We start from the raw sequence: 19,998 nt of genomic DNA, 5'->3' as shown, positions 1-19,998 counted from the left end.
TGGGGATGCGGTATGACGGAGAATGGGGTAGCTTCCGCTACATGCGAGGACGCATGCGGAGGGACGGAAGCGGATATCGAAAGCGTTAAAGAACGGCTGGTAGACGATGCGACGGCGTCGGAGCTCGCGGACCTGTTCAAGGCGCTTGGCGATCAGACGCGTATTCGAATCATCCATGCGCTGCTGCAATCGGAGCTGTGCGTCCATGATTTGACCGAGGTGCTGGAGATGGGGCAATCCGCAGTTTCCCATCAGCTCCGGCTATTGCGCAATATGCGCATCGTGAAACGCCGCAAGGAAGGCAAAACCGTCTATTATTCGCTGGACGATGACCATGTCGAGCAATTGATCCGGTTGACGCTTCAGCATTTAAAGCATGAGTAATATTTCTTTCAAGAGAAAAACCGCGCGTATCGCTTGTTCCGGTAAGAAGGAACAAACGGCGCGTGGTTTTTTTATGTGGGAAGAAAGATAGCGAATAAAGGGTGTTAGGCGTATGATGCAACAAAAAAAGGGGATTAGTAAAAAGTGGTTGTCATGACGGAGCGGAAGTAATATAATACATATGAACATGTATTCATATATTAAATTGTACATCATAGACAGGAGGAGCTATCATGAGCAGTCGCCAACATGATTCAGAATGCTCTCATCATCACCAGCATAATGAAGCGGGCCACGGGGGCCACGATCATTCGCAAGGACATCATCATTCCCATGGGCATCATCACGGACATCACCATCATCACGGCCCCAACAACAAAGCCGGCTTAGCAATCGCGCTTTTTATTACGGCCGGCATCATGTTCCTTGAATTTGCAGGAGGTCTGCTGACCGGCTCGCTCGCGCTGCTGTCCGATTCCGGGCATATGCTGAGCGATGCGGGAGCGCTTGCGCTTAGCTTGGCCGCCATGTGGTTCGCGGCGAGACCCGCTTCTCCGAATAAGACATACGGCTATTACCGATTCGAAATATTAGCCGCTCTGCTTAATGGCGTCGCCTTGTTTGTGATCGCCGGCTTTATCGTTGCGGAGGCGGTCGAACGAATCCAGAATCCGCCGGAGGTTGCGAGCGGATCCATGATGCTCATCGCCGGTATCGGTCTGCTTGCTAATTTGATCAGCGCGTGGGTTCTCATGCGCAAAGGCGACGTGCACGGCAATTTGAACGTTCGCAGCGCTTATCTGCATGTGCTGGGCGACGCGCTCGGCTCGGTCGGCGCGATTATTGCCGGCCTGCTTATGATGCTGTTCTCCTGGTACATCGCGGATCCGATCATTAGCGTGATCGTGGCGCTACTTATTTTGAAAAGCGCGTGGGGCATCATTAAATCGACGGTCCATATCTTGATGGAGGGTACGCCAATTACGGTAGATGCGGACAAAGTAACGGCGTCCCTGCTGGCGATCGAAGGCGTCAAAAACGTGCATGATCTCCATATTTGGACCATTACTTCAGGACTCGATTCGCTCTCCTGCCACTTGCTTATCGAGGACAGCGCCAGCAGCCAACAGGTGCTGCAGCAAGCGGTCAAACGGATTGAAGAGGAATTCCGAATTCAGCACACCACGATTCAAGTGGAAAAATCGCAGCTGCAGCATTCGGAGATGAAGGTGTAGCGGGAGAAAAAAACAGCGTCCGATATCGTGATAGATTTCGAACGCTGTTTTGATTTCTCGAAAAAGGTATTCGTTACCTTACTGCAGAAATCGATTTGGACTTATAAACCTGCGAGGCGACGAGGTAGCAGGCAACGCCCCATATCGTCATGATGCCGATACCCATCCAGAAGGAGCTGGACGCGATGCCGTTCGCGTAGATCAGACCGTCGCGCATGCCGTCGACGAAATAGGTAAGCGGGATAATTTTCGGCACGATTTGAAGCCAATCCGGCAGCGTGTTTATCGGGAAGAAGACGCCGCTTAGGAACATCATGAGCATACTGGCGATGTTGGCCATGCCCATGTATGCCTCCATCGTTTTGCTGAAGGAGGAGAACAAGTAGCCCATGGCGCTGAATACAAGCGCGCCAACGATAAAGGCGATGACCAAGCTGAATATATTAATATGCAGCGTTGCTCCGAAGGCGAACACTCCGACCAGCGCGAGACACACGATTTGGATAATGCCGAGCATCAGCCTTACGAGCATGCCTGCCAATCCGAATAACCCCATTCTCGCCGGCGTCATGCTCAGACGTTTCAGCAGCCCGCGTTTGCGCATATCCACGATCTCCACCATGCCGAACAGGCCGCCCTGCGCGACGGATAAACCGATCATTCCGGTTAGGAGAAAGTCCTGATATTTCACATCGTCGGCAGCTGTCGTTATCGATTCCATGCTGACCGTATAAGTGGCTGTGGCGCCGACAGCCGAAAGATTCGCCTGCTGAACGATCGTATTCAGGATGCTGGATACCGCTTGCGTTGTCGCGCTTTGCTCGCTCGCGCGGTTGACGATCAGGCCGACCTCGGAGACGCCTTCGGTCTTTGGCAGGACGATAAGCGCGTCGACATCTTCCTGTTCGACCCAATCTCTGCCTTGATCGACCGTTACCGGCTGATCTTCCTTCAGCTCAAACACGGGGATTTGCTTAAGCGTCTCCAGAATCGCCGTGGAGGACGCGTTCGGCGAAGGATCGGCGACAGCGATCGTAGCCTTGAAGCTGCTTGAGCCTCCGCCTCCGAATATGATCATAAATAAGACCATCAGTATGATAGGGAAGAAGAGACTCCAAAACCAGGTCTGCTTATCGCGGAACATCGTTTTGACTTGCGCTGCGAACATGCCGGCGAATTGTTTGGCGGCCATAAGTTAATCCCTCCATTCCTTGCCCGTGAACGCGATGAATACATCCTCGAGGCTCATTTCGCGAATCGAAATTTGTTCGACGCGGAAGCCCCGGTCCTTCGTATAACCGAACAGCTCATACAGAGTCTCCTCCGGCTTGGTCGACCATAGCTTCAAGGAAGCGTCCTCCCGCTCTGTCCGCACGACGGAGCTTATTTGCCGGGCGGCTTGTTCCGTCTCGGCCGCGGCGGCTTCCCCGTCAAGGAACGACAGCCGGACCTCCCTCTCCATCGTAAGCCGTTCAATTAACGCGGCAGGCGTATCGAGCGTTACGATTTGGCCTTGATCTACAATACATACGCGGTCGCTTAGCTTCTCGGCCTCTTCCATATAGTGGGTCGTCAAAATGGTGGTTTTGCCCAGCTCCTTCAGCTTCAGAATAATGTCCCAAATGTTGCGCCGGGCTTGCGGATCGAGGCCGGTCGTCGGCTCATCGAGGAAAATAATTTTCGGATCGTTGATCATCGCAAGTCCGATTGCCAGCCGCTGCTTCTGGCCGCCGGAGAGCTTCTTCACATGCCGGCTTCGCTGATCGGTCAAATTGATCATGTCCATCACTTCTTCGGCGGAGCGGGAATGAGAATAGAAGGTGGCGAACAGCTTCAAATTCTCCTCCACGGTCAGCAAATCGAACAAGGCGCTGGACTGCGGCTGAACGCCGATATCTTGCTTAATCTGCTCCCCATTTTTCGCCCAGTTCAAGCTTCCGAACCGGATATCTCCGGCATCCGGCGGAAGCAGGCCTTCGATCATTTCCAAGGTTGTCGTTTTGCCTGCGCCGTTGGGGCCGATGATTGTGAATATCTCGCCGGGCTCCACGGCGAAGCTGATGCCGTTCACCGCATGAACATCGCCGAACGATTTACGCAATTGGTTCACTTCCAATACGGGCATCCTAATTTATCACTCCCACAAAATAACATATGCTTCCATTGTAAGGCTCGCGGAATGCTCCAGCTACCGTCCATGGTATGCTATTCCCTCCGTCTAGAGACGGAGATGCTTACATTTGCTTAGGCGCTTCAAGACCGATGAGGTGAAGGCCCGATTTTAGAACCATTCGGACAGCTTCGCACAACGCCAGGCGAGCCTCTCGGACATCCTTGTCTTCCGCATTTAGTATCGGACACTCGTGATAGAAGCGATTGAAGGCTTGAGCCAGATCGATCAAATACCTCGCAAGAATGGAAGGCTCAAGCTTTTTCGCCGCAAGCTCCACCCGTTCGCCGAATACCGACAGCTCGCGAAGCAGCAGATTCGTCGCGTCATTCTGCAGATGGAAGGAAAGCTGCGCAAGAGCGCTCTCTGAGGCGGGAGGAGCATCCTTTGCTTTGGCTAAAATGCTGCAAATGCGGGCATGCGTGTATTGGACGTACGGTCCCGTCTCGCCTTCAAAGCTGAGCACCTGCTCCCATGAAAAAACGACGTCCTTAATCCGGCTTGCGCTCAAATCATGGAAGATGACGGCTCCGACGCCCACCTGTCTCGACACTTCATCGATATTAGGCAAGGGGTGGTTTCTCGCTTCCATAACCTTTTTTGTTTTTGCAATGGCTTGCCCGAGCACCTCCTCCAGTTTGATGACATTCCCTTTACGCGTGGAGAGGCTCATGCCCTCCAGACTAACTCTGCCGAACGCCACATGGACGAGATCGCCCGACCATTCATATCCCATCAGCTCCACCACTTTGAACCATTGCTGAAAATGGAGATTTTGAGCATAGTCCGTCACATAAATCGCTTTGTCGAATGAATAGGCTTCCTTCCGGTAAATCGCGGCCGCAATATCCCGGGTATGGTACAGGGAGCTTCCGTCCTTTTTCAAAATAAGCGCCGGCGGCATGCCGTAATCGTCCAGTCTGACCAGCGAGGCACCGTCATCTTCTTCAAGCAGGTCTTTGCTCTTAAGCTCCCGGATTACCGCATCCATCTTATCGTTATAGAAGCTTTCCCCCGCGTAGGAATCAAAACGGATGCCGAGCAGATCATAAATGCGTTTAAATTCTTCTAGGCTAATGTCTACGAACCAGCGCCACAAGGCCAGCGCCTCTTCATTCCCTTGCTCCATCTTTGCGAACCATGCGCGCGCTTCATTCTCTAAAGAGGCGTTTCTTTCCGCTTCATCATGAAACTTGACATAAAGGCGAAGCAGCTCGTCTATTCCGCGCTGCTCGACATCCTGCCTGCTGCCCCACATCCGGTACGCGACGATCAGCTTTCCGAATTGGGTCCCCCAATCCCCCAAGTGGTTAACGCCAACGCATTCGTAGCCGAGAAAGGAATGGATTCTGTATAAGGCGCTCCCGATCACCGTCGATCGCAGGTGCGCGACGTGAAACGGCTTGGCGATATTGGGAGACGAATAGTCGATTACGATCGTTTTCCCTTCGCCCAGCTTTTGCGAGCCGTAATTCTCCTTCTGTCTCCGAATTTCGTTCAAGACGCTTTCCGCGAATAGCGGTTTGTTCAAATAAAAGTTCAAGTAGCCGGATACGGCTTCAATCCGTTCGAACGCATCCGACGAGACCGCTGCTTTTAACTCCTCCGCCACGGCGGCGGGAGACTTCCGAAGCTGTTTGCTCAGCTTGAAGCAGGGTACAGATAAGTCGCCCATTTGCGCATTTGCCGGATATTCGATGAGCTGGAAGATGTCCTCCGAAGAAATTCCTTCGTAGAGGGAGGAAACTTTGCCAGCTATCAGTCTTTTATACTTTTGCATGTCCGTCGCTCCTCTTATGCTTGTGATGAATGTAACGCAAAAAAGACCCTCGTCTCCTAAGAGACGAGAGCCTGATCGGTTCCCGCGGTACCACTCTAAGTGCCGGGCTTTTGCCCAGCCGCTCGTTTGTTGTAACGGTCGCATGACCGGATTTGCCTACTTCCGAATGGTTCGGCAAACCATCTCCCGGGTCCGTTTCCCGCATACGCACGTACCGGCTCCCACTAACCCGGCTCGCTTGGACTGTACGGAATGGGTACTCTCCCGTTCATTGATGTTGCTGTTTATATGGAGTTGAATGGTAAGATATCACATCCGGTGAGGGATTGCAACCTGAAAAATTTTTGATAAAGATGCGATCGATATGAACCGGGGCTCTTATTTCGATGTAGAATGAGATGCAGAGGAACAACATGATTTCGGGTGGAAGGAGAAGCGTTACTGATGTGGCTTACTTATTCCGTTTTGGCTGCGATTGGATTTGGTCTTAGGGGGATTCTGTATCATTGGACCAGTCAAAAACCGCTTAGCCGCAACGCGCTTCTATGCGGCACGTTCACGATGGGGGCCGTCATCAATTTGGCGCTTGCGCTGCTGCTGGATGCGGAATGGACGGCGGCTTGCCTGATCGGGGTTCAAATGGGGCTGTTTTCGTTCGGGGCCAACGCCAGCATGTTCAAAGGGTTCGCGGTCGGAAAAGCGTCGCTTGTGGCCATCTTGACGGCGCTGCCTTCCGTCGTTGTCGTAGCGGTCGCGTATTTTTTATGGGATGAAAGGCTGTACACCATGCAGCTCTTATCCTTTCTCATCATCATAGGCGGCGTACTGCTCGTCCGTTATTCGAACGATCTTTCCCTTCGGAACCTGCAAGGCGCGGGTTGGGGACTGCTGGCGATGCTGCTGTTTGCGGGCAACGATCTGTCGGGCAAATGGTCGACGATGATGGAGGCGTCCTTATATCCGACGATGTTCATGATGTTTTCGACAGGCGCGGGATGCTTCGGCTTATGGTGGTTGAATGACCGCCGGAAGGCGGCTGAAAAAGCGGCGGCGAAGGTCGTGATCGCCTCCGCGCTGCCGGACGAGGAAGACCGCGCTGACCGAGGAGTAACGGCGAGCTCCGCGAGTTGGAGCGGAAAAAAGGCTTTCGTTACGGGGATGGCGGTTGGCGTTACGAATGCGGCAGGGATGATGATGATTGTGACCGCATTCGATTTAGGCAAAGCGGGGCTCGTGTCGGCCGTTGTGGCGGCTAACGTGCTGCTTGTGCTGCTGTACACTAGATTCGTCGTAAAAGAGAGGTTCAAACGTACCGAGCTGGCCGGCATTTTCGTGGCTTTCGCCGGCCTCGTGCTGATGCGGCTGTTCGGGGAGTAAATGCGGGAGCTGATAGAGATGAGATTTTATACCGATCCAAGGGGCGAGGCGTACGAGCAAGTCATTGATTTGGCCATCAACCATTCGGAATGCTTTGTGCTGAAGGTACAGAAGGACAGATTTGCCGCTATGGTCCGGAGCGACGGTTACAACCGCATATTGGAAGCGTTGGAGCCTTTTCTGGTGAACAAAATCAAGCTTCATGGAAATGGGATGGGTGCGATTGAGCATGCGAGAGACGCCTACCAGAGCAGTGCTTTTTATACGGCGGGAACCTATCATATGTATAGATGCTGCGAAGAAAGCGGGGCTCTTCTTAAGCGAGCGGCGTACCGTCTGGCGGATTGGATATATCCAAAGCTTCCGGAGGACTTGTGCTTCGTGAAGAAAGACGGCGGAGATTACCTCGACTCCATTGTTCATGAACAAATGTACGGTCTGGAAGTAACGGAGGCGGAGGCGCTTGAGCTGCTGGACCGGATTACGGGGCTTTTTTTGGAGCTGGAATCCCACCGGGATCTAGAGCGCTTGCTGGACGATGCGATAAAGCATAAAACCGACAAGCTGTATGTAAGCGGACATAGGCTGACGGAGCTTCCCGAACGAATCAGGGAGCTTTCGGAATTGCGCGATCTTGAAATTTTCGAACAGGATGTATACCGTCTGCCCGAAGGGTTGTTCGAATTAAGCAAGCTGGAAAGCTTAAAAATTATGACGGCTAATTTGGAAAGCATCCCCGCATCCATCGCTAAGCTGAAAAATCTTAGAGAGCTCAGCATTTATTGCGGGAGCTCAGATCGGCCTGATCCCGGCTGGCGGGTTAAGCCGAAGGAAGAAATCAGCCTGAACCGCATACCGCCGGAAATCGGCGAGCTGGAAATGCTGGAGCGGCTGACCATTGTGTATTCGGCGATTCATGAGCTTCCGCCGGAGATGGAGAAGCTGAAGCGTCTGCGCTCCATAAACATTGGATGCTGCAGTATGAAGCGGAAGCCAGCCTTCCTGAAGCGGATGAAGCAGCTGGAGCATGTGCATGTGTCAGAGGGGTTATACTGAACAATTGGCAGCCTTGGGAGTTTATTCCCTAGGCTGCCTCTTATTTTTCGTGAGATCAGCTTGTGCTTTTTAACTCCCCTGCAAGCATATTGCGAATAAACCGCGCGACGCCGTCCTCATTGTTGCTGTCGGCATGGTGCGACGCCATGGAAATTAATGACGGATGCGCGTTCGCTACCGCAACTCGGATGCCTGCCGCTTCGAATAGCCCGACATCGTTCAGGTTGTCGCCGAATACGGTCAGCTGCTCCAGCCCGCATCCGACGAAGCTGGCCCATTTGCGGGCTCCTTCCTTTTTGTTCGCGTCGGGATGGCTGAATTCGAGAAAGTAGTGATCCCGAATATAGCTGTCTTTCATGAAGTGGATGCAAACTTGGCTTCCGAACTGCCGGCGAATGCGCGCTTCGAGCGGCTCGAGCTCGTTCAAGAGACCGATGTAAGTGATGATCAGCGTTCGGGAGTCGGCGGGACAGTTCAGAGATTTCTGCTCCGTAAACCGGGGGTCGTTCGGCCGGCTTTCATAAAAAGCTGCGTCGCCGGCGCGGCTGAGCCGTTCGTGATATACCTTCTCCTGGTCCTCCGAATCAAGCGCAAACAGCAAAGGCGTTAGGCCGAATGCTTTGCCGACCTCTATAATCTCGTTGGTAATCCCGCGGTCCAGCCAAGCGCCGCCGAGAACCTGCTCGGTGAGCGGGTCGACCACCATGGCACCGTTGTACAGCACGAGAGGATGCTTCCATGGAATCGCGCCGGCGGCGCGCTGCGAGCTGATGTAGCTTCTTGCCGTCGCGTAGCCGATTGTAGCCCCGGCTTCAATGGCCTCCGTCATGATTTGTTTGGAATAAGGCGATAATGTAGCGTCTGAACGCAGCAGCGTTCCGTCCAGATCGGTAAGTACATAGAGAGACATATTGAATTCGTCCTCCGCATCCGTAATAGGATCCTTGCTATCCAAGCATCGCACAGGCTTCGCGGAGCGTCAATAAGCGCGCTGTTTCGTTGGAAAGCTACACTGCGGGGAGCTCCGCCTGAAGCGCGGCGCGCTTTCGGAATGCGGAGCGCGAGAGCAGGACGCTGAGCTCGAATAAGGCGCTGAGCGGGATAAGAATGATAAATGCCGATACGAAGTCCGGCGGCGAAATGATGTTCGAGACGATGACGAGCACGAGATAGGCGTAACGGCGTGATTTGCGCAGCCGATCGGGCGTGAGCAGCCCGATGCGGGTGAGGAACATGACGACGATCGGCAGCTCGAAAGCAGCTGCAATCGGCAGGACAACGTTCATTATAAAGCTGAAATATTGCATCACGCCGTACGTTTCGACGAGATTCAGCTTATCCGAAATATCGCTGACGAAGGAGTAGCTGATCGGCAGAAGCACGAAATAACCGAATGCGATGCCTAATAGGAGGAAGAACACGCTGTAAGGAATGTACCGGAGCACGGCCGACCGCTCATGCGGATGTAGACCCTCCTTGACGAAGCCCCACAGCAGGTACAAGGCAATAGGCAGCGTAACGACGGCGGCCATAACAAACGCGAGATTCATATACATCCGGACCCCGTCGAACGGGGAGAAGGTGTTCCATTCCAGCTCGGAAGCCGGCGGCGTGCTTTTGATGTAATCCAGTAAATAAGGTGCGGCAAACAGTCCGCCGGTCAAACAGACGGTAAATACGATCAGGATTGTAATCAGCTGCTTTCGAAGCTCCAGAACATGGCTGAGCAGCGGCATAACCTTAAAGTTGATCAATGGCGTGCGCTCCCTCCGCGTCTGTCGTATGTCTTACTCAAGCCTTTGCGCAGCTCGAACGTGTGAAAGCCGTCTTTGAGCTTCCGGTGGATTTCCTTCAAAAGCTCCACGTCCTCGAACGAAAATTTTCTTGCTCCTCCATTCGATCTTTCCGGGAATACGAGCTGTCTGTCCTCGTAATACCGAATTTGACGTTCCGTCAATCCCGTCAGTTCTTTTACGGTGCCAATGCTCATGACCTTTAGACTCATTACTTCGCCTCCTTGAACGATTGATGAACCTTTCGGATGAGACCTTCCTGTTTGTCAGGTAAATGTAACAATAATTAACACCATATGCTGTTGGTTGAGATTTTAGCAAGCCGCCGATTAGTTTGACAATGGTTAAAGTGACCTAACCGCTTGCAAACCGTCCTGTTTTTTTGCCATTATTCTAGGATGATCAGCCTATATTCAGGAAGCTTATCGGCGCTGTTTATTGTTAAAGAAATAATTTATGTCAGATAATCTAACAAAATATTGGAAGCCTCTCGCGGCCTCATGGTATCTTCACGGTGTGTTCACAACGAAGCCGATGAATGGGAGTGAGCGGGATGGAAACGACAAAAACGCCGGATATGTCCAGGCGGCAATTTCTCAGCACAGTAGGAAAGCTCGGCGGAGGCGCGGCGGTGTTCAGCGTGATGGGGACGCTGGGGCTGCTGTCGCCGGAGACGCTGAAGGCTGCGGATTTCACACCACCGGATGGCAACGAACTCGCGATGACCAAGCGGAACGGCAAAAAAATCGTTATATTGGGCGCCGGGATCGCGGGGATGACGGCTGCGTATGAGCTGGGCCTCGCCGGGTTCGACTGCACGATATTGGAAGCCCGGGCCCGGTCGGGCGGCCGGATCTGGTCGGTCCGGCGAGGGACGACCGTTGCCGAGATCGGCGCTGCAAAGCAAGTGGCGAGGTTTGACGATGGTCTCTATCTGAACGCCGGTCCGATGCGAATCCCGCAATTCCACGTCACCATGGAATATATCCGCAAGTTCGGTATTCCGATCGAGCCGTTCAATAACGTAAACGACCATGCTTATTATTACAATGAGAATGTCGGCGAGCTATCGGGCAAAAAAATTCGAAAACGCGAAGCGAAAGCGGATGTCCGCGGCTACGTAAACGAATTGATGGCGAAAGCCGTGAACCAGAACGCGCTGGATATGCCTCTAACGCCGGAGGAGAAGGAAAAGCTGGTCGCCTATTTAAGGTCGGAAGGCGGACTGGATGCCGATTTATTTTACAAGGGTACGTCACGCGGCGGTTACAAGGATGAGCCGGGAGCCCGCCTTGATGCCGGCGTTATCCGGGATCCGTTCAGCATGAAGGCGATCATCAATTCCGGCTTCGGCAACTACTTGAGCAGCGAATACGGCTACGACCAGCAGATGATGATGTTCCACCCGGTCGGAGGCATGGACGCCATATCGAGCGCGTTCGAAAAGCGTCTTAAGGGCAAAATCAAGTTCCATTCGGAAGTGACCGAAATTAAGCAAAGCGGCAGCGGCGTCACGGTCAGCTACATAAATCTCGCGACGGGCGAGGCGAAGCAGATTGAAGGGGAATACTGCATCTGCACGATTCCGCTGTCCGTTCTGAAGCAGATCAAAGCGGATTTCTCGCCAGACATGAAGAAGGCGATCGACAGCATCGGCTATGCCTCCGCGGGCAAGATCGGTCTTCAGTTCAAGCGCCGCTTCTGGGAAGAAGACGAGCAAATCTACGGCGGCAATACGCTGACCAACATGGATATCTCGTCGATCTATTACCCGCCGACAGGTTACATGCAGAAAAAAGGGCTGCTGCTTGGCTATTATGCATTTGGAACGAGCGCAGACAGTCTCGGAAAAATGACTTTCCAGGAACGCGAGGCGCATGCGCTGAAGCAAGGCGCTAAAATCCATCCGCAGTATCACAAGGAGTTCGAAGCGTCCTTCTCCGTCGATTGGAAAAAAATTAAATACAACGAAGGCGGCTGGGTGTCTTATTCGGGCGATCAGCGCCAGACGGTCTATCCGACGCTCTGCAAGCCGGATCGAAGGGTGTACCTCGCGGGGGAACACATCAGCTACGTGACGGCATGGATGGCAGGCGGCATCGAGTCGGCTCGCGCGGTAGTCACCGATATTCACGAGCGGGTTATGAAGGAATAGCACTTATTCATCTAAATGAAAGGTCGTGAACCAATGGGATTGAATCGAAATATTAAAGTCGTGATTTTTACTGCGCTTGTGTCCTGCTTTGTCGGGGTCTCCGTCTACGCGGCCGCGACGCCGAACAAACTGCCTCTAACGCCGGTCCACGAGCCGGAATTTTACGGCAGCCCCAGCTCTTCCATCGCCAGCGCGGTTGCGGTGCCGGAAGGGGTGGCCACCTTTATGACGAGCGGTACGGTTCCGCCGCTGCTCAATAAGGACGGCAAGACGGTGTACGAGCGCTATGGCAACACCGAGAAGCAAGCCGAGGGGATCTTGCTGAACATCGAAAAGCAGTTGAAGGAGCAGGGGCTGTCGCTGAAGGATGTAATCTATCTTCGCGTATACGTGACACCGGACGCGGCTTTGGAGGGCAAGTTCGATTATACGGGCTGGTTTAACGCGTACGCGAAATTTTTCAATACGAAAGCGAATCCGGTTAAGCCGGCCCGTTCGACCGTCGGGGTGGCGGGTCTCGTCAATGCAGACTGGCTTATTGAAATCGAGGCAGTTGCCGCTTATCCAAAAGGTCACAATCAGGATTGATGCACGGCCGATAATTTCCAAAAAACGAAAGGGGATGTATGTTTATGCTGCAAAACATTGGGTTTCCTGGGTTGCTTATGATATTGGTTGTCGTGCTCATCATATTCGGTCCTTCAAAGCTGCCTGAGCTCGGGAGAGCGGTTGGACGGACGCTTCATGAGTTCAAATCCTCTGCGAAGGAGCTTGTATCCGATACGAAGGAAGACGTGATCGAAAAACAAGAAACGGCCAAACAAAGCTGATTCGAAGCTGGCGTCATCATCCGCAACCGATACAGCCGCCGCCCTCCGAAATGGGGGGAGGGGCTGTTTTTTTGTTTGCAGGGGGTATTTATTTTTGTGTCGATTTTTGTGTATAGTAATGGCTAGCATGGACGGGAGGTGCAGAAGTTGAATCGTTGGGGCAATATGAATACGCTCCGCAATCAAATTTTTATCGGATTTATGCTTATTATGGTCATGGTGCTTACTTCGGTGGGGTTATACGCTTATGACAAGGTGGCCGCTATGCTCCGCAATAACGCGGAGAAGCATATTCAGCAGACGGCGGTGCAGGCTTCCGGTCAGCTGGATGTGCTGCTCAGAGGAATTGACACGCTCACAGCGCAGATTGCGACCAGCGCATCGGTGCAAACGATGCTGACGCGCATGCTGGACGGCGATGAGATCACCTTCCCGGAAAGGCAGCTTTTGCAGCAGGATGTGCGCAAGCAGGAGGCTTACGGGACAGGGATTCGGTCTCTCGAATTATACACCACCGATTACCAGCGGGTGCTGCCTCTAACGAATGTCAGCCTCATTAACCGCGTTCGGCCCGATTGGATCTTTAAGGCAGATCTTGCAAGAGGCGATATCGTTTTTCTCGGCATGGATCCGGACTTTCCGGATGTCGTCATCGCGATGCGGCATGTCCGTCTCATTGACCGCTCTTTCGCGCATGCGGGATATTTGATGGTGCAGATCGACAAAAGCTACTTTGGGCTCACGGATGCGGCTGCAAATGCAAGCGCTGACATCAACTTGCGGGAATCGTTGGGACTCCTCGACGAGCAGGGCCGGATCATCGTTTCGGACTTTCAGGATGAGCAAAATATTGCGGCCCGCATCGGTGAAAATTCGGACGAGACCTTAACGTTAAATGACGATGAGTATTTCGTCGTTGAACGGTTATCCGAAAGAACGGGCTGGAAAATTATTATTTTGACGCCCGTGGCTTCCGTTATGGAAGGGATCACGGTGCTGCGAACCGCGATCATCGTATCGGTGATGGTAGGAGGCGTGCTGTTCCTGATTCTCACCTTTATTTTGTCGACGATGATTACGCGTCCGATTTTGAACCTGATCAAAGCGATGCGCGGCGCAAGGTTCGGGACGCTGAAGCCGATTCCGATCCAAACGGCGACGATGGAGATTAATGAGCTGGGCAATACTTACAATCAGATGGTTATATCGCTGAACGAACTGATCGAAGTGGTGTACCAGAAGGAAATCATTCAAAGCCGCACGGAGCTTAAAGCGCTGCAGGCGCAGATCAATCCGCATTTTTTGTTCAATACGCTGGAAGCTTTTTATTGGGCGCTTGATGAAAAAGGCGACGAAGAGCTGGCTCATATAGTGGTCGCGATGTCGGGATTATTCCGGTATGTGATCAGCAGGCCGGATGAGGATGAATGGGTCACCGTCGGCGATGAAATGGATCATGCGGAACGCTACCTGAAGATTATGGAGATGCGCATGCTTGATCGATTGTCATGGCGAATTGATGCCGATGAAGCAAGCCGCAAGGTGCCGATTCCGAAGCTGCTTGTTCAGCCGCTTGTGGAGAACGCGATTTTGCACGGGGTGGAGCAGCGGGTCGGGCACGGAACCGTTATCGTGAAGGTTAAACCGTCCGAGAAACCGGGATATACGCGCATTGAAGTATCCGATGACGGTCCGGGCATGTCGGATGAGAAGCTTAAAACATTGCTTGAAGCCCTGGAGAGGGGACAAAGCGAATCGGAAAAAGGCAAAGGCGTCGGATTAGCTAACGTCGAAAAAAGGCTGCACCTCTATTACGATTCCGATACAGGATTGATCATTCGGAGCGAGGCGGGAAAAGGAACGACGATGGCTTTTGAAATACCGGACGAGCTGGAGAGGAGAACGTAGGTTGAAGACGATATTGGTTGTGGACGATGAGCCAAGAACAAGAGAAGGCGTCCGCAAAGCGCTGGAAGCATGGTCGAACGGAAAGCATCGCATTGCGACAGCGACGAGCGGGGTGGAGGCGCTTGAATGGCTGAAGGAGAACGAAGCCAACTTGCTTGTTACGGATATCCGAATGCCGGAAATCGGAGGATTGGAATTGGTGGAACGCATTAGCCGTCTGCCCCATCCCCCGGTCACGATTATTATATCCGGCCATCCGGAATTCGACTATGCGCAAAAGGCGCTGCAGTTCGGGGTTGTCGAATATTTGCTAAAGCCGCTGGATAAATTAAAGCTAGTTCAAGCGGTTGAACTAGCCTTGAAGCGTGAGGAAGAGCAGAGCAGGATCGAGCGTATGGAGAAGCTTGTGGACAGGAAGCTGCTGGAATCAGCCGGTCAGGATAATCGGTATAGTCCTCCGGTTCAGGAAGCCATCAAATATTTGGATGATCACCTCGAGGAGCCTTTATCCATGAAGGAAGTGGCGGATTTTCTTCACATGAACGCAAGCTATTTCAGTGTCTTGTTCAAGGAGCAGACCGGTTTAACCTTTACCGAATATGTGACGCGGCGCCGAATTCAACGAGCCAAAGAGCTGCTGTCGGGGACGCGTCTGTCCGTAGCGGAAATAGCGGAACGCGTGGGCTATCAAACCGACAAATATTTTGTAAAAGTGTTTCGTTCCCTGGAGGGCACCAGTCCAGGGCAATACCGGAAAAGCGTCTCGGCTTCCGAAGAAACGATCCAATAAAAATAGAACTATTCCCAATCTGCATGACCTTATCGCGTGAGAGGCTCGTTGCTACAATAGGAGTGTGCAGGAGAGACTCCAAGACACATCAGCAGAAAAGGGGATGAAAACGTGTTCAAGAAAAAATGGACAACATTATTGCTGACAGCAAGCCTTGCATTCGCGGTTGCCGGCTGCGGTAACAACGGGGGCAACGCGAACGAAGGCGCGGCTAATGACGGCGCGAATGAAAGCGGTAACAAGGTGACGGTTAACTTCATGCACCTGTGGCCGGAAGGCGTATCCGCAGGTCAGAACAAAATCGTAAACCAAATCATTAGCGACTATCAGAATGAAAATCCGAACGTAACCATCAAGCAAGAAGTGCTGGATAACGAACAGTATAAAAATAAACTGAAGGTCCTTTCGGCTTCGAATCAATTGCCTGACGTAGGCGTAACTTGGGCGGCTGGCTTCATGCAGCCTTATGTGGAAGGCAACCTGTTCACGCCGGTTGACGATCTTCTGAGCGGCGAGCTGAACGGGAAGTTTGTGGCAGGCACGACGGAAGCTTACGCGATGAACGGCAAGACGTACGCGCTGCCGCTGGAATTCAATATCGCTCCTGTCTACTACAACAAGGCGATCTTCGAAAAATTCAACCTGGAAATTCCGCAAACGTACGATCAATTCAAGACGGTTGTGAAAACGCTCTCTGATAACGGCGTAGCGCCGATCGCCCTTGGCAATAAAGACCGCTGGACGGGCTCGCTCTGGTACATGTACCTGGCAGACCGTATCGCCGGCCAAGACACGCTGGCTAAAGCCATCAAAGGCGAGGCTTCCTTCACGGACGCCGGACTGGTACAAGCCGCTCAAGAAGTGCAAGCTCTTGTAGACGGCAACGCATTCGTGAAAGGCTTCAACGGCCTATCCAACGAAGAAGCAAAATCCGAGTTCATTAACGGCAATGCGGCAATGTATCTGATGGGTACTTGGGAGCTGCCGAACTGGACGACGAACGAAGACATTCCGCAAGAATTCCGCGACAGCGTAGGATTCTTCAAGTTCCCTACCGTTGACGGCGGCAAAGGAAACATCGACAGCTGGGTAGGCGGACCGGGCGTTGGCTTGTTCGTTAGCGAAAACTCAAAAGTAAAAGACGAAGCGAAAAAATTCGTTGAATACTTTGTAACGAAATGGGGAGAACAGTCTGTAACAGGCGCAGGCGTCATCCCTGCAACAAAAGTGGATACTTCGGCGATCGAACTGCCGCAATTGTATATCGACCTGTTCACCGAAATGAACAAAGCAAGCAGCATCACGCTGTTCGCAGATGTTCAAATGAAAGCGGACGCTGCAGAAACGCACCTGAACCAAATCCAATCGTTGTTCGGCAAAGCTTCCACTCCGGACAGCTTCGCAAAAGAACATGACGCTGCCATTAAAGCAGGCAAATAAAGAGAGAGAAGGGAAGAAGTTCGGCTTACTTGGCTTTAATGCCGGGTAAGCCTGATTTCTACCGCGTAAGAGAGAGGAGCCCTGATGAAGTGGACAAGGTGATGTCGAACAAAAAAATAATTGCGCTTTACGTATTGCCGGCTTTGCTTCTCATATTGGCCGTTGTCTATATTCCCATTATACTTACAGGCTATTACGGCTTGACGGAATGGAACGGAATCGGCAGTCCGGATTTTGTTGGTTTTGAAAACTATGCTGCGCTTTTGAAAGACTCGGCGTTTTGGAGCAGCGCATGGCATGCTCTGCTGCTGGCCATATTTTCAGCATTAAGCTTAATTATTTACTTGGCGGTTGCAATGGTTCTGGCCTCGAAAATTAAAGGAGCGAATTTATTCCGTAAAATTTATCTAATCCCAATGCTGCTATCGTCTGTTGCGATCGCGCAACTATGGCTCCGAATTTACCATCCTACAAACGGTATATTGAATAGCGTATTGGAATCCTTTGGCGTTGAAAATACTCCCGAATGGCTTGCAGATCCGAATCTCGTCCTATTCGCGATATTTATTCCGATCCTGTGGCAATATGCGGGCTTTTATATTTTGATCTACTACGCTGCGCTTAAGAACATCCCGGCTTCCTTGGAGGAAGCGGCGAAAATCGACGGCGCAAACGCCCTTCAAATCGCTTGGAAGATCAAGCTTCCGCTGGCGATGGAGGTGATCAAGGTTACGATCGTCCTTGCGGTCGTCGGTTCCTTGAAATATTTCGACTTGATTTATGTCATGACCAACGGCGGTCCTAACGGCGCGAGCGAAGTAATGGCATCTTATATGTATAAAGAAGCGTTTAAATCCTATGATTTCGGCTACGGCAGCGCGATCGGCTTCTTCCTGCTGCTCATTTGTTTGGTCGCGACTTGGATTATCCGCAAACTTACCGCAACAAAAGACACGATCCAATACTCGTAAGCTGAAGGAGGGACGACACGAATATGATGTCCGTATCCGCATCGCAGATGCATAATGGAAAAGCAGGCTCCGGTAAAAGCACCGCTTTAAAGCTCGGATATATCTTGCTATATGTTGTACTAATCGCCGTAGCGGTGTTTCAACTATTCCCGCTTGTATGGCTTCTGTTCTTCTCGCTGAAGAACAACCAGGAAGTGTTTAACCTGCCTCCTCTGTCGCTTCCGACAGATCCGAAGTGGGAAAACTACACCAAAGTGTGGGAAGCGGGAAATATCGGCGTTTATTTTTTGAACAGCGTATGGATTACGCTCGCGGCAACGGCGCTAACCGTTGTTATCGCCAGCCTCGTGACCTTCGCGATCACAAGGATGAAGTGGAAGGCCAGCTCGCTGGTGCTCGGTTTGTTCATGTTAGCGATGATGATTCCGGTTCACTCCACGCTGATCCCGCTGTTCAGCATGTTCAATAAGGTGCATCTGATCGACAATCCGCTGTCTCTGATCTTGACGTACGTGGCGTTCAATATGCCGATTACGATCATGATCCTGCTCGGCTTCTATTACGCGCTGCCGAAGGAAGTGGAGGAAGCGTCGGTCATCGACGGCTGCTCGGTGAATCGGATGTTCTTCCGGATCGTATTCCCGATGACGAGCTCCGTATTGGCGACAACGGCGATTATTAACATCATCTATAATTGGAACGAATTTATTTTCGTCAACACCTTCATTAGTTCGGATACGCTGAAAACTTTAACGGTCGGCGTGCAGAACTTCATCGGCCAGTATACGACGGATTGGGGGGCGATCGGCGCGACGTTGATGATCAGCATTCTGCCGATCCTGATCGCCTTCCTGTTCCTGAGCGACCGCATTGTCGAAGGCATCGCTGCAGGCTCGGTCAAAGGTTAAATCTCGTTTGCGCAGCATGAAAAAGGCAGTCCCTTCATATTCGATGAAGGGACTGCCTTTTATTTAATGAAGAGATTACTTCTGCAGGCCATAAATATCGTAAAGCTCATCCAGCATCAGGTTAGCCGCTTTAATGCCGCCGGCCGTGTTCCAGATCGCGTCGTCCACTTTGTACACTTGGCCGCTCTTCACTGCTCCGAGGTTTTTCCATAGCGGATCGTTCGTCCATTCTTGCTCCGTTTGGCTCGCTCCGCCGTCCCCTGTCTCGTACGTAAAGTAGAAGATGCGGTCCGCATCCGCTTCCGGCAGGCGCTCCTTCGTAATTTCGTCAACGAAGGCGTCCTTCGCGTTTTTCGTCATTTCATTGCGGGCAAGCCCGATCTTCTCAAATATAATACCGGAGAAGGTGTTGGTATGATAAACACGCGTTTTGCCGGCCATAAAGCGGACGACGGAAACCGTCTCGTTCAATTTGTCTCCGGCTTTCGACTTAAAGTCCTGGATGCGCTCGTCGAAAGCGGCAAGAAGAGCTTCGCCTTCGGCTTTTTTGTTCAGCGCCGTCGCGTACAGCGTAAAGTTTGTTTGCCATTCGCCGCGAAGATCCTCAGCGAACACCGTAGGCGCGATCGCTTTTAATTGCTCGTACACTTTTTCTTGACGCATTTTGTTGCCGATAATCAAATCCGGCTCAAGGCTTGCGATCAGGTCGATATTCGGCTGGCTTTCTTCGCCGACAACCGTAACGCCTTCCATATCGGCTTTAATATGCTCGTACCAAGGATCCCCCGTCCACGATTTAACCGCGCCGACCGGCTTCACGCCAAGCGCAAGCAGCGCCTCGGTTCCTTCGTTCGTCAGAATGACAACCTTCTGCGGCGTTCCTTCAATCGTTTCCGTTCCCATCGCATGAACAACCTCGTAAGATTGACCGGACGCGCTGCCGTTGTTTGCTGCGGCATTGCCGTTTTCCGCCGTATTCCCGGCATTGCCTGCGTTATTCTGAGCGTTATTTGCGCCGCATCCCGCCAGCACCAGGACCATGATGACGACAAGCGAACTCCACCATAATCCAGACTTCTTTTTCATACCCGAATTTCTCATCTTGTAAGTATCCCCCTTGGGTCTTTTCAATTGCTGATAATGATTATCACTGCCTGAGATCAAACTATAAAGAATAAAGGGAGCTTTGTCAATAAAAAAT

19 protein-coding genes and 1 other annotated feature are annotated in these 19,998 nt (G+C 52.1%); of the genes, 12 read left to right on the top strand and 7 right to left on the bottom strand.

All coding sequences use genetic code 11. From position 1 onward, the window contains the following. The first annotated feature begins 12 nt into the window (after window positions 1–12). Both D3P08_RS11185 and D3P08_RS11180 read left to right on the top strand, forming a co-directional pair. Window positions 13–384: an ArsR/SmtB family transcription factor gene (locus tag D3P08_RS11185; protein WP_119599769.1), complete on the top strand. Its 372-nt coding sequence runs from the start codon at window positions 13–15 to the stop codon at window positions 382–384. A 233-nt stretch (window positions 385–617) separates the two neighbouring features. Further along, window positions 618–1,619: a cation diffusion facilitator family transporter gene (locus D3P08_RS11180; protein ID WP_119599768.1), complete on the top strand. Its 1,002-nt coding sequence runs from the start codon at window positions 618–620 to the stop codon at window positions 1,617–1,619. 73 nt (window positions 1,620–1,692) lie between these two features. Here D3P08_RS11180 and D3P08_RS11175 read toward each other — a convergent pair whose 3' ends face one another. From D3P08_RS11175 to argS, 3 genes are all read right to left on the bottom strand, one after another. Continuing rightward, window positions 1,693–2,811, bottom strand: coding sequence for an ABC transporter permease (locus D3P08_RS11175; protein WP_240647426.1), 1,119 nt, complete (start codon window positions 2,809–2,811; stop codon window positions 1,693–1,695). A gap of 3 nt (window positions 2,812–2,814) precedes the next feature. Continuing rightward, window positions 2,815–3,744 (bottom strand): ABC transporter ATP-binding protein, encoded by a 930-nt coding sequence (locus D3P08_RS11170; RefSeq protein ID WP_119599767.1) that lies wholly within the window; start codon window positions 3,742–3,744, stop codon window positions 2,815–2,817. 109 nt (window positions 3,745–3,853) lie between these two features. Then, entirely contained in the window at window positions 3,854–5,569 is a 1,716-nt protein-coding gene (argS, locus tag D3P08_RS11165) for an arginine--tRNA ligase (protein ID WP_119599766.1), read from the bottom strand. A 56-nt stretch (window positions 5,570–5,625) separates the two neighbouring features. Next, window positions 5,626–5,850: a binding site (T-box leader), on the bottom strand. A gap of 163 nt (window positions 5,851–6,013) precedes the next feature. Here argS and D3P08_RS11160 point away from each other — a divergent pair. Then, on the top strand, window positions 6,014–6,946 hold the full coding sequence (locus D3P08_RS11160; protein WP_119599765.1) for an EamA family transporter: 933 nt from the start codon (window positions 6,014–6,016) through the stop codon (window positions 6,944–6,946). An 18-nt stretch (window positions 6,947–6,964) separates the two neighbouring features. Then, window positions 6,965–8,002: a leucine-rich repeat domain-containing protein gene (locus tag D3P08_RS11155; RefSeq protein WP_147381797.1), complete on the top strand. Its 1,038-nt coding sequence runs from the start codon at window positions 6,965–6,967 to the stop codon at window positions 8,000–8,002. Window positions 8,003–8,057: 55 nt separating this feature from the next. Here the strand turns inward: D3P08_RS11155 and D3P08_RS11150 are convergent, their stop codons facing one another. The 3 genes from D3P08_RS11150 to D3P08_RS11140 form a co-directional block, all read right to left on the bottom strand. Then, entirely contained in the window at window positions 8,058–8,912 is an 855-nt protein-coding gene (locus D3P08_RS11150) for a Cof-type HAD-IIB family hydrolase (RefSeq protein ID WP_119599808.1), read from the bottom strand. A gap of 97 nt (window positions 8,913–9,009) precedes the next feature. Further along, window positions 9,010–9,756, bottom strand: a complete 747-nt coding sequence (gene tatC / locus D3P08_RS11145; RefSeq protein WP_240647424.1) for a twin-arginine translocase subunit TatC — start codon at window positions 9,754–9,756, stop codon at window positions 9,010–9,012. Then, window positions 9,753–10,007, bottom strand: coding sequence for a MerR family transcriptional regulator (locus D3P08_RS11140; RefSeq protein WP_119599763.1), 255 nt, complete (start codon window positions 10,005–10,007; stop codon window positions 9,753–9,755). The genes tatC and D3P08_RS11140 overlap by 4 nt, the downstream gene beginning before the upstream one ends. Window positions 10,008–10,348: 341 nt before the next feature. Here D3P08_RS11140 and D3P08_RS11135 point away from each other — a divergent pair, with 341 nt between their 5' ends. The 8 genes from D3P08_RS11135 (at window position 10,349) to D3P08_RS11100 (ending at window position 18,797) form a co-directional block, all read left to right on the top strand. Further along, complete coding sequence (locus D3P08_RS11135) at window positions 10,349–11,950, top strand: flavin monoamine oxidase family protein (protein ID WP_119599762.1); 1,602 nt, start codon at window positions 10,349–10,351, stop codon at window positions 11,948–11,950. Between the two features lie 33 nt (window positions 11,951–11,983). Further along, on the top strand, window positions 11,984–12,538 hold the full coding sequence (locus tag D3P08_RS11130) for a RidA family protein (RefSeq protein WP_119599761.1): 555 nt from the start codon (window positions 11,984–11,986) through the stop codon (window positions 12,536–12,538). 44 nt (window positions 12,539–12,582) lie between these two features. Beyond that, a complete protein-coding gene (locus D3P08_RS11125) occupies window positions 12,583–12,780 on the top strand; it encodes a twin-arginine translocase TatA/TatE family subunit (protein ID WP_119599760.1) in 198 nt (65 codons plus the stop codon). A gap of 147 nt (window positions 12,781–12,927) precedes the next feature. Beyond that, window positions 12,928–14,688, top strand: coding sequence for a sensor histidine kinase (locus D3P08_RS11120; protein WP_119599759.1), 1,761 nt, complete (start codon window positions 12,928–12,930; stop codon window positions 14,686–14,688). A gap of 1 nt (window position 14,689) precedes the next feature. Further along, window positions 14,690–15,478, top strand: a complete 789-nt coding sequence (locus tag D3P08_RS11115) for a response regulator (protein WP_119599758.1) — start codon at window positions 14,690–14,692, stop codon at window positions 15,476–15,478. A 111-nt stretch (window positions 15,479–15,589) separates the two neighbouring features. Next, on the top strand, window positions 15,590–16,918 hold the full coding sequence (locus tag D3P08_RS11110; protein WP_119599757.1) for an extracellular solute-binding protein: 1,329 nt from the start codon (window positions 15,590–15,592) through the stop codon (window positions 16,916–16,918). 89 nt (window positions 16,919–17,007) lie between these two features. Then, window positions 17,008–17,889: a carbohydrate ABC transporter permease gene (locus tag D3P08_RS11105; RefSeq protein WP_119599756.1), complete on the top strand. Its 882-nt coding sequence runs from the start codon at window positions 17,008–17,010 to the stop codon at window positions 17,887–17,889. Window positions 17,890–17,936: 47 nt separating this feature from the next. Further along, complete coding sequence (locus D3P08_RS11100) at window positions 17,937–18,797, top strand: carbohydrate ABC transporter permease (RefSeq protein ID WP_240647440.1); 861 nt, start codon at window positions 17,937–17,939, stop codon at window positions 18,795–18,797. A gap of 75 nt (window positions 18,798–18,872) precedes the next feature. On the opposite strand, the gene D3P08_RS11095 is transcribed toward D3P08_RS11100, so the two are convergent. Continuing rightward, on the bottom strand, window positions 18,873–19,898 hold the full coding sequence (locus D3P08_RS11095; protein ID WP_119599754.1) for an ABC transporter substrate-binding protein: 1,026 nt from the start codon (window positions 19,896–19,898) through the stop codon (window positions 18,873–18,875). Between the last annotated feature and the right edge of the window lie 100 nt (window positions 19,899–19,998).

Origin of the sequence: Paenibacillus nanensis, from assembly GCF_003583765.1 — a bacterium.
GTDB classification, from domain to species: Bacteria; Bacillota; Bacilli; order Paenibacillales; family Paenibacillaceae; genus Pristimantibacillus; species Pristimantibacillus nanensis.
Note: the sequence above shows the minus strand (reverse complement) of the source record. Positions and strands in the feature narration are given on the sequence as shown.